The organism is Agrobacterium sp. ES01, from assembly GCF_050320885.1.
Taxonomy (GTDB): Bacteria; Pseudomonadota; Alphaproteobacteria; order Rhizobiales; family Rhizobiaceae; genus Allorhizobium.
In genome coordinates this window covers 36,043-48,887 of sequence record NZ_JBNQTH010000007.1, presented here as the reverse complement: position 1 = coordinate 48,887, position 12,845 = coordinate 36,043, and the positions used below count along the sequence as shown (strand labels likewise).

General features: G+C 57.9%; 10 protein-coding genes and 1 pseudogene. 9 read left to right on the top strand and 2 right to left on the bottom strand.

From position 1 onward, the window contains the following. The first annotated feature begins 7 nt into the window (after positions 1 to 7). The 5 genes from ACQQ2Q_RS18345 (at position 8) to ACQQ2Q_RS18325 (ending at position 5,900) form a co-directional block, all read left to right on the top strand. The gene (locus ACQQ2Q_RS18345) at positions 8 to 1,015 is read left to right on the top strand and encodes an ABC transporter permease (RefSeq protein ID WP_428188573.1); all 1,008 of its coding nucleotides are present in this window, start codon (positions 8 to 10) and stop codon (positions 1,013 to 1,015) included. Continuing rightward, positions 1,015 to 1,929, top strand: a complete 915-nt coding sequence (locus tag ACQQ2Q_RS18340) for an ABC transporter permease (RefSeq protein WP_428188572.1) — start codon at positions 1,015 to 1,017, stop codon at positions 1,927 to 1,929. The genes ACQQ2Q_RS18345 and ACQQ2Q_RS18340 overlap by 1 nt, the downstream gene beginning before the upstream one ends. Then, positions 1,926 to 3,578 carry an ABC transporter ATP-binding protein gene (locus ACQQ2Q_RS18335; protein ID WP_428188571.1) on the top strand — a complete coding sequence of 551 codons (1,653 nt, stop codon included), beginning with the start codon at positions 1,926 to 1,928 and terminating at the stop codon, positions 3,576 to 3,578. The genes ACQQ2Q_RS18340 and ACQQ2Q_RS18335 overlap by 4 nt, the downstream gene beginning before the upstream one ends. 429 nt (positions 3,579 to 4,007) lie before the next feature. Further along, on the top strand, positions 4,008 to 4,445 hold the full coding sequence (locus ACQQ2Q_RS18330; protein WP_428188570.1) for a CopG family transcriptional regulator: 438 nt from the start codon (positions 4,008 to 4,010) through the stop codon (positions 4,443 to 4,445). A 195-nt stretch (positions 4,446 to 4,640) separates the two neighbouring features. Beyond that, positions 4,641 to 5,900 carry an extracellular catalytic domain type 1 short-chain-length polyhydroxyalkanoate depolymerase gene (locus tag ACQQ2Q_RS18325; RefSeq protein WP_428188569.1) on the top strand — a complete coding sequence of 420 codons (1,260 nt, stop codon included), beginning with the start codon at positions 4,641 to 4,643 and terminating at the stop codon, positions 5,898 to 5,900. Between the two features lie 496 nt (positions 5,901 to 6,396). On the opposite strand, the pseudogene ACQQ2Q_RS18320 reads toward ACQQ2Q_RS18325, so the two are convergent. Together ACQQ2Q_RS18320 and ACQQ2Q_RS18315 are read right to left on the bottom strand one after the other, a co-directional pair. Beyond that, positions 6,397 to 6,738, bottom strand: a pseudogene (locus ACQQ2Q_RS18320) (transposase); the annotation flags it as partial. A gap of 378 nt (positions 6,739 to 7,116) precedes the next feature. Then, positions 7,117 to 8,043 carry an FCD domain-containing protein gene (locus ACQQ2Q_RS18315; RefSeq protein ID WP_428188568.1) on the bottom strand — a complete coding sequence of 309 codons (927 nt, stop codon included), beginning with the start codon at positions 8,041 to 8,043 and terminating at the stop codon, positions 7,117 to 7,119. Between the two features lie 132 nt (positions 8,044 to 8,175). Here ACQQ2Q_RS18315 and ACQQ2Q_RS18310 point away from each other — a divergent pair, with 132 nt between their 5' ends. Genes ACQQ2Q_RS18310 through ACQQ2Q_RS18295 form a run of 4 tightly spaced genes read left to right on the top strand, consistent with a single transcriptional unit; the run spans position 8,176 to position 12,699 of the window. Next, complete coding sequence (locus ACQQ2Q_RS18310) at positions 8,176 to 9,327, top strand: C45 family autoproteolytic acyltransferase/hydolase (protein ID WP_428188567.1); 1,152 nt, start codon at positions 8,176 to 8,178, stop codon at positions 9,325 to 9,327. 16 nt (positions 9,328 to 9,343) lie between these two features. Beyond that, positions 9,344 to 10,285 (top strand): ABC transporter permease, encoded by a 942-nt coding sequence (locus ACQQ2Q_RS18305; protein ID WP_428188566.1) that lies wholly within the window; start codon positions 9,344 to 9,346, stop codon positions 10,283 to 10,285. Next, positions 10,282 to 11,094, top strand: a complete 813-nt coding sequence (locus ACQQ2Q_RS18300) for an ABC transporter permease (protein WP_428188565.1) — start codon at positions 10,282 to 10,284, stop codon at positions 11,092 to 11,094. Before ACQQ2Q_RS18305 ends, ACQQ2Q_RS18300 begins: the two co-directional genes overlap by 4 nt. 3 nt (positions 11,095 to 11,097) lie before the next feature. Then, entirely contained in the window at positions 11,098 to 12,699 is a 1,602-nt protein-coding gene (locus ACQQ2Q_RS18295) for a dipeptide ABC transporter ATP-binding protein (protein ID WP_428188564.1), read from the top strand. Positions 12,700 to 12,845 lie beyond the last annotated feature (146 nt).

Below are 12,845 nucleotides of genomic sequence, written 5' to 3'. Positions count from 1 at the left end.
AACTAAGATGCTGTCCTTTACACTGCGAAAGCTCCTGACGGTGGCCGGGACGATGCTCGGCATTGCAGCCTTGACCTTTGTCATTACCAATATTGCTCCGGGCGACCCCGCACGCTTGGTCGCGGGTCCCAACGCCACCCAGGACATGGTTGAGACAATCCGCACCGAATATGGTCTCGATCGACCTGTGATCGAACAGTTCGGCATCTACATGAAGGATCTGCTGAGCGGCGATTTCGGCACCTCTATCGTCTCGACGCGTCCGGTCCTTGACGAACTTCTGCGCTACGCTCCCGCCACCATCGAACTCGTCCTTGTCGCCATGGCGCTTGGGGTACTCGTCGGAGTGCCATTTGGAATGCTGTCCGCGGTCTATAAAGACGGGCCCATCGATCACTTCACCCGTATCCTATCGATTTCCGGCGTAGCGCTGCCAGCCTTCTGGTTTGGCATTCTGATGCAGCTCTATTTTTCCGTCGATCTGGGCTGGCTCCCGGTGTCAGGACGATTGCCGCTGACAACCCGCCCGCCAGACATGATCACCGGTTCTCTTCTGATCGACTCGCTGCTTGCCGGCAATCTCAAGACCTTCAACAACGCGTTGTCGCACATCATCCTGCCCGCCGTCGTGCTCAGCTTTCCCTGCCTTGCGTCGATCCTGCGCGTCAACCGCGCCGAGATGATCGAGGTATTGCAGTCCGACTATATCGTCGCGGCGCGCGCTCACGGCCTGTCCTCACGCCGCATCATCATGATCTACGCGCTGAAAAACGCGCTTTTGCCGACAATCGCGATGATCGGCCTGCGTTTCGGCTGGATGCTAGGCTCCACGGTTCTGGTCGAGACAGTGTTCGACTGGCCCGGCATCGGCCTTTATGCCGTATCCTCGGCACTTGCCTCCGACTTCAAGCCGGTGATCGGCGTAACGCTTCTGATCGGCTTCTTCTTCATCATCGCCAACACTCTGGTCGACCTCGCCTATGCCTGGATCGATCCCCGCCTTCGGAGGGCCTGATGACCACTCTTGAACAGACGGCCGCCAAACCTCTTCCGTTGCGGGAGCGCCATGCCAGCCGGATACGCCAGATGCGCCTATATGCGCATATGTTTTGCCGCAGCTTCTCCTCGATGCTCGGTTTGACACTGGTCGCACTCTTCCTCATTCTGGCGGCGATCGGCCCGTGGATCGTGCCCTATCCGGAAGACACGCAAGGTGCGGTGCATATGGGTGCCCGCCTTTTGCCGCCGAGCCTCGAGCATTTTTTCGGCACCGACGAAATGGGCACGGACATCTTTTCTCGCGTCATCGTCGGCGCAAGAACCTCGCTCTGGATCGGCATCGTGATCACCGGCCTTGGCGCGTTGGTCGGCGTGCCCCTCGGTATTATTGCCGGATACAACGGGGGCTGGGTGCGCGCCTGCATCATGCGGGTCACGGAACTGTTTCTCGCCGTTCCCGGTCTTGCGTTGGCCCTTGCAATTGTCGCCTCGCTCGGCCCCGGCCTCACCAACTGCATGATCGCCCTCGCCATCGTCTGGTGGCCCGGCTATGTGCGTCTGGTGGAAGCCAAAACGCTGGCGGTCAAGGAAGAGCTCTTCGTTGAATCCGCGCGCGCTATCGGTGCCAGAACGCCCTGGATCCTTTGGCACCACATCCTGCCGAATTGCATGTCGCCGATCATCGTCAAGATGAGCATGGACATGGGCATGGCGATCCTGGCTGCCGCCGGTCTGGGCTTCATCGGCCTCGGCGCTCCGCCGCCAGCACCCGAATGGGGAGCGATGGTTTCAGTCGCACGCTCCTACATGCCTGACTGGTGGTGGTATTCCGTCTTCCCGGGAGCCGCCATCTTCCTGACCGTGCTCGGCTTCAACCTCTTGGGTGATGGCCTTCGCGATATTCTCGATCCCCGGAGCCGAACCCGATGAGCGATGCACTTCTCGACATCAAGGATTATAGTCTCGATATCGGCACTTTCGATGGTCCCATCCACGTCCTCAAGTGCATCAACCTGACCGTCAACCGTGGTGACACCGTCGGCATCGTTGGCGAAAGCGGTTCCGGCAAGACCGTATTGGTGCGCTCCGTCATGGGCATCGGCCCAAACAATTCCACGGTGCAGGGCGGCAGCATCACCTTCGACGGCAAAGACATCACGCGTTTGGACGACAAGGGCTGGGCAGGCATCCGGGGCATCAGGATCTCGATGATCTTCCAGGACCCGATGACTTATCTCAACCCGCTCTTTACAGTCGGCCAGCAGCTATCGGATGTCATTGCAGCGCACGAACGGGCAACGGGCAACGGCGTTTCCCCGAAAAAGGTGCGCCGTAGACGCGGCGAGGAGCTGCTGGACCAGGTGGGCATGCCCAATCCGGCACGGCTCTTCGACCAGTATCCACATCAGCTTTCAGGCGGCATGCGCCAGCGCGTGCTGATCGCAATGGCGCTCGCTGGCAAGCCGGATCTGCTGATCGCGGACGAACCCACGACAGCGCTCGACGTGACGGTCCAGGCGCAGGTGCTCGACCTCATCAAATCCCTGGTGGCAAAACTCAATCTCACGGTCATCATGATCAGTCACGATATCGGCGCGATAGCTACAATCGCAAGCCGCTGTGCGGTCATGTACAAGGGCGAGATCGTCGAACAGGGCATGACTGCCGATATTCTGGGCAATCCGCAGCACGACTACACGCGCCAACTGCTGTCAGCAGTCCCGGACATCGAAGTCGAGCCACGCCGTGTTGCAGCGGCAGCAATCGACGCGCGTTCGTCGACAATGGCGGAAAAACTGCTGGAAGCGACCAACATTAGAAAGGTCTACAAAAGCCGATCCGGAAGCGATTTCACGGCCGTCAACGACATCAATCTCACGGTTGAAACCGGCGAGATTTTCGGTCTCGTCGGCGAAAGCGGATCGGGCAAGTCCACACTCGCTCGCATGCTGCTGCGACTGATTGAACCGACCGCGGGCGAGATCATCTTCCAGGGCCAGAATATTTCCGGCCTGACCGGAGAGCCCCTTCGCCAGATCCGCCGCCACATGCAGTTCGTCTTCCAGAACCCGCATTCAGCGCTCAATGGTCGCCATACAATCGGCGACGCCATCAGTGAGCCGCTCTATCTCCAGACGTCCATGAGCCGGCGCGACATATTTGCGCGCACCGAGGCACTGCTCGACATCGTCCAACTGCCAAAACTGTTCAAATATCGCTATCCACACGAATTGTCCGGCGGTCAGAAGCAGCGCGTCTGCATTGCCCGGGCGATCGCGCTCAATCCGCGTCTTCTCATCCTCGACGAGCCCACTTCGGCTCTGGATATTTCGGTGCAGGCGCAGGTACTGGACTTCCTGCAGGAGGTGCGCAAAGAACTGAACCTCACCTACGTGTTCATCTCGCACGATTTGGCAGTTATCCGTCAGATCTGCGATCGCACAATCGTGATGAAGCGCGGCGAAATCGTTGAACAGGGCAAAACCGAACAGATCTTCCTCTCGCCGCAACAGGACTACACGAAAGCACTGATCGAAAGTGGTCGCGTCACATCGCGAGCGGCCAACATGCACAGCTGAGGGCGGGCGAACATCAGGCCTGTCACAAGTTCTCTCGCGCAAAGATGTGCATCGTCGCGCAACTCATGCTGGCAGTGTTGGTTTCGAGGTGGGCGATCATTCGCAGCATTGTGGATTTGCCGCAGCCCGGACGATAGCAAACGCGAAAGGCCGGGAGTAAGTGAGCGCATTATACAACTGGGGCCTGCCCGGCTTGGTTAGCCGCACAGCAAAATCAGACGCATAAGTGGAAGCAACCAGACAACCGGCTCCCCTGTTCAAACTTCCCCTCCCCATCCGCAGCGGCCGTTGGTCGCGTCTTTAAATGCAATATGTCTCCAAGGGTGTCGATACGGGTCGCATGCGGACTTTGAGAGCCACGCTGCCGAGCGAACAATAAAAATCACGCTTCTCTTGAATATCATAATTTCCCATCCACATACCATCCATATGGATGGAGAAAGAACGTTGATTGATCACTCACACAAGAGGCGCGACAAGGTCGGCGATACTGAAAAGCTGACCATCAATCTCGGCTATGTGGATCTCGGGCGCATAGATCTCCTGGTTCAGGAAGGCTTCTACTCCAACCGCAGTGATTTCATCCGCACAGCGATCAGAAACCAGCTTTCTGCCGAAGGCGAGGCGGTCAAGGAGTCTATCGTCCGCCAGACGCTCGAACTGGGGTTACGTGTTTACGACATGGCCGAACTGGAGGCCGTGAAGGCAGGCGGCGAGAAACTTCACGTCAAGGTGGTCGGCCTTGTGCGCATCGCATCCGATGTCACACCGGAGCTCGCCCGCGCAACAATCGCATCCATCACTGTGCTCGGCGCCCTCCAGGCCAGCAAGGAACTGAAAGCGGCGCTAGCCGACCGCATCCTCTAGGGGAGTGAATTTAACATTTGAGTCCCCTAGAGAACGCTTTCGCTCAAAGTTTGAAACTCAGAACTTCTGTTAGGTTCCGTAGATTACCAATGGACTTGAAGATCCTGGCATTTGCTCTCGAATAAGAGCCACAAGGATGCAGATGTCGGAGCCAGACCACTTACGTTTTTACACCCGGCACAAAAGGATAGACGCATGAATGAGGATTTCTTTGCAGCCATGCGTCGGGCGACATCGTCGACCCGCGCTCTGAACCTGACCGAGGCAACGGCGATCATTCAGGCTGCCCTGGCAGGCCGCCCTGCTTCCGCAAATTCCAAGGCAGCAGATCCAGATATCTTGCCCCCGTCCCCGGTCAATCATCAGAAACCCTTTGAAATCCATCCCGAGGCCGAGATTACTGACGTTGAATCTAGTAAGGATGCTGAAGCGCATGATCCTGCGTATGGGGCCAAACCCTATAGACGGCTGCGCAAGCCTTTGAATGAGGCGGTGCGTATCCTGCGGGAGGGGCGCGAAGGCGGTATATTCGGTCGCATGGCAGACGGAGCGCTGGCGGGAGTGGTAAAGCCTCAACGCCGGCCTGTCATTGCGGCAGGGGCGCAATTCGCAAGCCGATCGTATTCTTGCGCAGCCGGCACGCGACATTTCAAGCTCTACATTCCGGCCTCGGCACAAGAAAAGCCACGTGGACTTGTCGTCATGCTCCACGGATGCAAACAGGACCCGGACGACTTTGCAATCGGAACGGGAATGAACACCGCCGCAGAGTCGCACGGACTGCTCGTCGCCTATCCCGCGCAGACTGGGATCGAAAATAGCGCGTCCTGCTGGAACTGGTTCCGACCCAGTGACCAGAAACGTGGCGTTGGCGAGCCATCTATCATCGCAGGGCTGACGGAAGTGTTGATCTCGGAATACAGTCTCGACAGAAGCCAGGTTTTCGTGGCTGGCCTGTCTGCAGGCGGCGCAATGGCGGCTATCATGGGCGAAACCTATCCCGATCTGTATTCAGCGGTCGGCATTCACTCAGGGTTGGCATATGGCTCGGCAAACGATGTCATGTCTGCCCTTTCCGTCATGCGGGGTGATGCAACTACCTATTCCCTCCCGAGCGGCGGTGCAAACGCTACGTCCCAGATTCGCACCATTGTCTTCCAGGGCAGTTCCGACCGCACGGTTCACCCTTCCAATGCCGACCGAATCGTGGCGTTGGCAAGCGCGTCCCACAATCATTCAGCCCCGCAAACCCACAAGGCCCGCTCCAATGGCGGACGAAGCTACACCAGGACAAGGTTTACCGACCCGCAGGGCATCCCGACATTGGAATACTGGCTCATTGACCAGGTCGGCCACGCCTGGTCGGGCGGACATCCAAGCGGATCATACACCGACCCGGGCGGACCGGATGCGTCGCATGCAATGCTTCTCTTTTTTCTGGGCAACGACGGATAGGAGTGCGTGTTGCCAAAGCAAGCGGCTGCAGGGGGATAGTAGGTCAGTCCGAAAGCTCACGACCTCAAATGACGGTGGCCCTTCTAAGACACGGTCGCCCCACCTTGGGCCACCAGGATCTGCGCGATCATGTAAGATGAGCGATCCAAAACGATAAGGCGGGTCAGTTCGGAGATCTGGGAAACATCCGCCCGGTGGCCGAGCGGGACCTCTTGACCCAAGAACGTTCCGTAGCCGCGCGCCAGTTTTTCGCAATGAACTCCGCATTGAAAGACGCGGATATGCAGCCCGGGCACAGCGCGTTTACCCGGAATTCACAACGCAACTGAAGCTGGTTGAGCAAGACTGCGACCTTCATCGAAGCGGGAGCATGGTAGTAGAGGTTTTGCAAGGGCAAGCTCCAAAGTGAGCGTCCGTGCCACGGCAAGCCCGCGGCGCGCACGCAGGCGGCCATACCTAAAGAAAAGAACGGGTCCAGCAATTTCGCTATCATGCTTTTTTTGAGAAGCCGTAGTTCCAGCGCTTGCTCAGCCACGACCTCCTTCAGATCGCGGGTCTCACGGCGAAGAACCTTGACCTCATCAGAGGTGGCAGCACGCGCCGTATCGCCAGCTAGGCGCTTCCTGCCAGCTTCGAGAAATTCCTTCGACCAGCTATAATAGAGGCTTTCGGCAATGCCTTCGCGGCGGCACAGCGCGGCAATGCTGTCTTCGCCACGCAGGCCTTCCAGCACGATGCGGATTTTGTCCTCTGCCGAGTGGTGCTTGCGCGTCGCACGCCGAATATCCTTGATGACTTGCTCTGCCGCTGGTTTCTGCGGCGCGGATTTCTGTCTCATCTTCGCCTCCTTTGAGTGAGCTACGATGATCCGAAAATCCTCTCTTCTTCAATTAAACCAGTTTGGTCTCAAAGGCGCTGATGTCGGACAGAGATGAGCTATTGCAAGCCAGTCTATCGCTCAGCACCACAATCGGCAGCACTCCTTTCAAGAGGCAGCGATCGGCAGCTAACCTCTTGCCCTAAACATATTTTGTTAATGGGCGCCCCCTATTTCCGCTCGCCGTCGGCACTAGTGCCGAAGGAAAAGGAATAAGCATGACCAAACACGACCTGTCATCACGACATTTTCAGCGCATCGCGAACCAACTGACATCCATTTCCCCCAGTTATGCATCCCATTTATGCCCATGGGGCTACGGACCGCGAGACGCAATACTCAATAATCGGCAGCCTTGCGCAGGTGCTGGCGCAGTAATGCTTCGGCCCACTCAATCATTCCGCCCTCTATGGCATCCAGAACGGCCAGATGCTCCTTGCAGGACTGCGCAATTCGCTCGGTCGTGAGGTCCGCGAAACTCGCTGCCTCCTGCATACGCCTGAGATTGTTCTGCTGGCGCACCGCCTCATGGAAAAAACGGTTGCGGGACATCGCCGAGAGCCCTTCGTGGAATGACGCGTTCACCTTGAACCAGTCTTCGGCGGTGGGAGCATTTGTATCCGCCAGAATGCGCTCATGCATCCTGCGGATGGCGCTCATCTGAGCCAGATCGACACGGAAACCGGGAGATCTCAATCCTGCACATTCGACAGCGATCCGGAATTCGTAACTTTCGTTGAGCATATCGGAATTATCAAGTGAGTCTGTAAAACGCCACCCATGCCCGGGCTGGCGCTGGGCGAGACCCTCGGCGGCGAAGCGCATCAGTATTTTGCGCACCACGCCGCGCGAAATTCCATAACGGGGCATGAGTTCAGCTTCGGAAACATCCTGCGGCAATTCCCCTCGCGCCCGCTCGCTCATAATGCGGCGGTAAAGCTCCTCATGCGGGGAGTCAGGGGCAATTTGTCCGATGTCGAGCGCGCTGACGTCGGCGATGACCCGCATACCCCTTTGCGGCGTCGGCATCGAGTCGACCACACCACGCTCCTTTAGCAGGTTGAGTGCGACAGTCACCGGCGAGCGCGAAACGCCGAAGCGTCGCGCTAGGTCCGGCACAGAAATACGCGTCCCCACGGACCAGCCGTTGTCTCGGATGAGCTCGATGATTTGACGCATCAGGTCGATCTGCAGCGGCGTAGAACTGTCCGCTACCCGCAGATCAACTTCTTCGGCCTCGATATCATCCTGGTCTTTCCTGTTCATTCCCAACTCCTTGCCGACGGATCACTATACAGCCCGGGACAAATTGCGAACAGGTGACAGAAATGCATTTTTATGCTTTTCATATCCACAAAATGCACATAATGTCTCTTCATCGTTAACAGGACTTTTGAAATGTCGTCAGTTACACCTTTTCCACTCATCGAAGTCTCCGGGCCTCCGGTCGAACGCGGGCGCTCCTACGGTGAACTGGCACGCGACCGCATTCAAGGCTCGATAGAACTCTATGTTGGCTCCCTGTCGAAGCGCGGTCTGGCAAAGCCCGAGATTCTGGACATGGCGATCGACTTCGCGCCGCGCGTTCGCGACTGGGCACCTCACCTGCTGGACGAAATGGAGGGCATAGCTGAGGGTGCAGGGGTTTCGCTTGCAGAAATTGTGCTCGTTAATGCTCGGACCGAAGTGCTTCAGCTGGGCGAACGCAAATCTGGGAAAGCAGACAATCCTGCAAGAGACGAGGAACCTGACGGCTGTACGGGTGCAGTTGTCATGCCCGACTTCACCGCCAATGGCCGCCTGATACACGGGCAGAATTGGGACTGGCGCGCGGAATGCGCGGAAACGTCCGTCGTCCTCAAAGTATTGCGCGATGATGGGCCTGATTTCCTCACCTTCACCGAAGCCGGTGGCCTTGCCCGCAGCGGCATGAACGCGGCGGGAATTGGCCTGACGGCGAATTATCTGGAATGTGAGCGCGATTATCGCTCTCTCGGTATTCCACTTCCCTTTATCCGACGCCGTGCTCTGGAAGCTGCGCATTTTTCTGAAGCGATCAGGATTGTGGCGAGCACGGCGAAATCAGGATCCAATAATATGATGCTGTCCACGGCAGAGGGTTTTGCCGTCAATCTCGAATGCGCCCCAGATGAGGCCTTTTCGATCTATCCCGACAGGGATGGCCTGATTGTCCATGCCAATCACTGGCTCCATATGGCTGCCCTGTCCAAGCTGAAGGAAACGGGTCTCGCCGACGTCCCCGACAGCCTTTACCGTGACGCTAGGGTGCGCCGCCACCTTCTATCGAATGTCGGACATATCACCATGGACGATCTGAAACAGAGTTTATTCGATGATTTCGCCAGCCCCTTCTCTGTCTGCCGCCCGCCGTTTCGCAAGGACACTGGTAACCTGTCAGCGACAGTTGCCATGATCGTCATGGAACCCGCCGCAGGCTTAATGGAGATAGCACCACTGCCCGCCATCAACCGGGACTTCGCCCGGTATGAATTGACCATGGATCAGTCCGGAGCTGTGCTCGCGAGCTGACAGGAAGAGGTTCGGCATGGCCCGCTTCATCATTCTGCGTCTCTTGAGCGCCATCCCGACGCTCCTGATCGTCGCTATCACCATATTTGCGCTCATGCGGATGGTTCCAGGCGATCCGGCAAGTCTTATGCTCGGCGATCTCGCCGATCCCGAGCAGCTTGAGGCGATGCGCCGGAGCATGGGACTGGACCAGCCCCTTTGGGTGCAATTTCTGCATTGGCTTGGCGGCATATTGAAAGGGGACTTTGGTCGGTCGATCGTCCTTGGCGATGCGGTTTTGCCGCTGATCATCGAGCGGTTTTCGACGTCTGCAACTATCGTCTTTGCCGCAATCATCCTCACCACCTTGATTGCGGTACCTGCCGGCATGATCGCTGCCTGGAGGCAAAACAGCATTTGGGATCTGGCGATCGTCACTTCATCCACAATCTTGCTGTCCATTCCCTCCTTCTGGATGGGATTGATGTTGCTCTTGCTATTCGGCCTGACGCTGGGCTGGCTTCCCATCGTCGGCTACGTGCCTTTTGAGCAAGATGTCGCCGGTGCTCTGACGGCATTGATCCTGCCTGTGGTGACGGTCGTTCTCGTCGAATTCGGGCCTATCACGCGCATGATGCGTGCCTCGGCCATAGAGGTCGCGCGCCTTGAATACATCACCCATGCCCGCGCCAAAGGCCTTTCGGAGCGCTCGGTGATGTGGCGGCATGCCTTTCGAAATGCCTTTGCACCAACCTGGACATTGATCGGCCTGGTGCTTGGCAGTTTGCTCGCCAATATCGCCGTCATCGAAACCGTATTTACCATTCCTGGCCTCGGTCGACTGATGATCGATGCGATCTACGGCAGAGATTACCCGTTGGTTCAAGGTTGCATGCTGTTCATCACCTTCCTTTATGTCGCGGTGAACCTGCTGGTTGATCTGGTCTATCCGCTTCTCGACCCAAGGACCGCCGCATGAGACGCCCCGCACCCAACCTTTTGATCGGAGCGGTAATCGTCTCGCTTCTGCTGGTCTGTGCCATCGGAGCACCATGGCTCACGTCCTATGACCCGATCGCGCTCGACCTGCGCGAACGGATGGCGGGACCAAGCACTGCCCATTTGCTCGGTGCCGACGAATTCGGCCGCGACGTTGCCACCCGGCTCTTATTCGGTGCACGAACCTCTGTGATCATCGCGCTGTCCACCACGAGTTTGGCCATCACGCTCGGCCTTGTCTTCGGTGTCCTGGCAGGCTTCCTGCGTGGCATCACTGACCGCATCGTCATGATCTTCAATGACGCCCTCCTGGCTTTTCCTGGACTGCTGCTGGCACTCGGCTTCATGGCGGTGTTCGGGGCAAGCCGCAGCGGCATCATATTCGCCCTCGGCCTCGCTTACATGCCGGTCGTCGTGCGTCTGGTTCGCGGCACTGTGATGTCCATCCGTGAGCGGGAATTCGTGGAAGCGTCGCGCGTGAGCGGAAATGGCGAACTTTATACCATGGTCCGACACGTACTTCCCAATTGCCTTGCACCCGTAATCGTTCTGGCGACCACGATGTTCGGCTGGATCATCCTGTCGGAAAGCGCACTCTCATTTCTTGGGCTTGGCGTTCCCCCGCCAGCACCCAGTTGGGGCAACATGCTTTCGACCGCCCGCCCCCATGTCAGCAATGCTCCGCATCTCATTATCTTTCCGGGACTTTGCATCTCGATCACCCTGCTTGGCGTCAACCTGCTTGGCGACGCGCTTAGAGACTGGCTCGATCCCAAAATGAAAGGCTGACCGATGGCGCAAGGATTGATCGTCGAGGACCTCACCGTCTATGCACCACGCACCAATATAACGGTGGTGAAGGACCTGTCCTTCTCTGTACTGCCGGGAAAAATGACGGCGCTGGTCGGAGAATCCGGTTCCGGAAAAACCATGGCGGCGCGCTCCATCCTCGGACTTCTTGCACCAGGACTCGAAGCCAGTCCACAAAGCCGTATCATGCTCGACGGTCATGACCTCACACGAGCTGACCAAGAAACGCTGCACGCTATCCGCGGTGGTAAAATCGGCATGATCTTCCAGGAGCCCATGGTCTCGCTCAACCCATCGATGCGGATTGGCACACAACTGGCCGAAGGCATGAAGCTGCATACCGGTCTTTCCGACGCCGAGATCAGGCAGGCAAGCCTTGCCATGCTGAAACGGGTGAAGATCACCGATCCGGATCGCTGCCTGAACGCATGGCCCCATGAATTTTCGGGCGGCATGCGCCAGCGCGTCATGATCGCCTCCGTCATGCTGCTAAAGCCTCAATTGCTGATCGCTGACGAACCAACGACGGCACTCGACACGCTGGTGAGCCGGGACGTACTGGACTTGATGGCTGACCTTGCCCGCGAGACGGGAACCTCGGTATTGCTCATCAGCCACGATCTCGGAATGGTATCTCACTATGTAGACGATGTCGTGGTTATGAAAGATGGCGAAGCCGTCGAGCGCGGACCGTCCAAAGCGGTGCTGAAAACGCCCGCTCACCCCTATACGAAAAAGCTCGTGGACGCATTGCCGAAGCGACAGCCCGCGCGGAACGTGACGCAAGATACCCAGGACGCAATCTTGTCTATCCGCGATCTGTCGATCGGTTATGCCGGCAAGGCTGGCCTGTTTGGCAAGGCGCCTGTCCGGCGTGTGGTGCATGAGGTCGGTCTCGATATCGAAGCCGGTGAGACGCTGGCGCTGGTTGGCGCCTCAGGCTCCGGCAAGACAACGCTTGGCCGTGCCATCATAGGGCTGGAGCAACCAGAGACAGGCAGCGTTCGCTTCGATGGCCAGGAGATCTCCGGCCTTGGAACGGCGGCCTCCTGTGCCGCACGGCGGGACATGCAGATGATTTTCCAGGATCCGTATTCCTCGCTCGATCCACGCCAGCGGGTTTCGGTTATCCTCGCCGAACCATTGCGTCGTGTTTCACAGATGAGCAGGACTGAGAGAAATGAACGTGCCCGCCAGGTTTGCGGCGAGGTCGGATTGGACCCGGTGTTGATGGACCGCTTTCCGCACCAATTGTCAGGTGGTCAGCGTCAGCGCGTCGCAATTGCCCGCGCCATCATCGCCAAGCCCCGTTTCGTTGTGGCCGACGAACCCGTCTCGGCCCTCGACATGACGGTACAGAAACAGATCCTGCTGTTGATCCGCAGGCTGCAGGACCAATACGGTTTTGCATGCCTTTTTGTCTCCCATGACCTGGCCGCCGTTGAACAGGTGGCAGACCGTGTTGCCGTCATGGAAGCAGGCAGAATCGTCGAGCTCTCGACCCGCAACGATCTTTTCGATCATCCAAAGCACCCCTATACGATCAGGCTGCTTCGCGCATCGATGCGGTTGGAGGCCGCTTAAGCTCCGACGAGCCTTTAAAAGGATGCGTCTGACGGCGCCCTGCCCCGAACACCTAAGCCGACATTCTCCATGACTATCCACGCTTGAAAAATGCACGTCAGGCGCCGCGTCTCACGACAATTCACTCGGTCAGACGACAGCCGCCC

What these genes read in the sequence shown, in the direction of transcription:
- ACQQ2Q_RS18295 (WP_428188564.1), top strand. Translation starts at nt 11,098, where the DNA reads ATGGCGCAAGGATTGATCGTCGAGGACCTCACCGTCTATGCACCACGC.
- ACQQ2Q_RS18325 (WP_428188569.1), top strand. Translation starts at nt 4,641, where the DNA reads ATGAATGAGGATTTCTTTGCAGCCATGCGTCGGGCGACATCGTCGACC.
- ACQQ2Q_RS18345 (WP_428188573.1), top strand. Translation starts at nt 8, where the DNA reads ATGCTGTCCTTTACACTGCGAAAGCTCCTGACGGTGGCCGGGACGATG.
- ACQQ2Q_RS18310 (WP_428188567.1), top strand. Translation starts at nt 8,176, where the DNA reads ATGTCGTCAGTTACACCTTTTCCACTCATCGAAGTCTCCGGGCCTCCG.
- ACQQ2Q_RS18300 (WP_428188565.1), top strand. Translation starts at nt 10,282, where the DNA reads ATGAGACGCCCCGCACCCAACCTTTTGATCGGAGCGGTAATCGTCTCG.
- ACQQ2Q_RS18340 (WP_428188572.1), top strand. Translation starts at nt 1,015, where the DNA reads ATGACCACTCTTGAACAGACGGCCGCCAAACCTCTTCCGTTGCGGGAG.
- ACQQ2Q_RS18335 (WP_428188571.1), top strand. Translation starts at nt 1,926, where the DNA reads ATGAGCGATGCACTTCTCGACATCAAGGATTATAGTCTCGATATCGGC.
- ACQQ2Q_RS18330 (WP_428188570.1), top strand. Translation starts at nt 4,008, where the DNA reads ATGGATGGAGAAAGAACGTTGATTGATCACTCACACAAGAGGCGCGAC.
- ACQQ2Q_RS18305 (WP_428188566.1), top strand. Translation starts at nt 9,344, where the DNA reads ATGGCCCGCTTCATCATTCTGCGTCTCTTGAGCGCCATCCCGACGCTC.
- ACQQ2Q_RS18315 (WP_428188568.1), bottom strand. Translation starts at nt 8,043, where the DNA reads ATGAACAGGAAAGACCAGGATGATATCGAGGCCGAAGAAGTTGATCTG.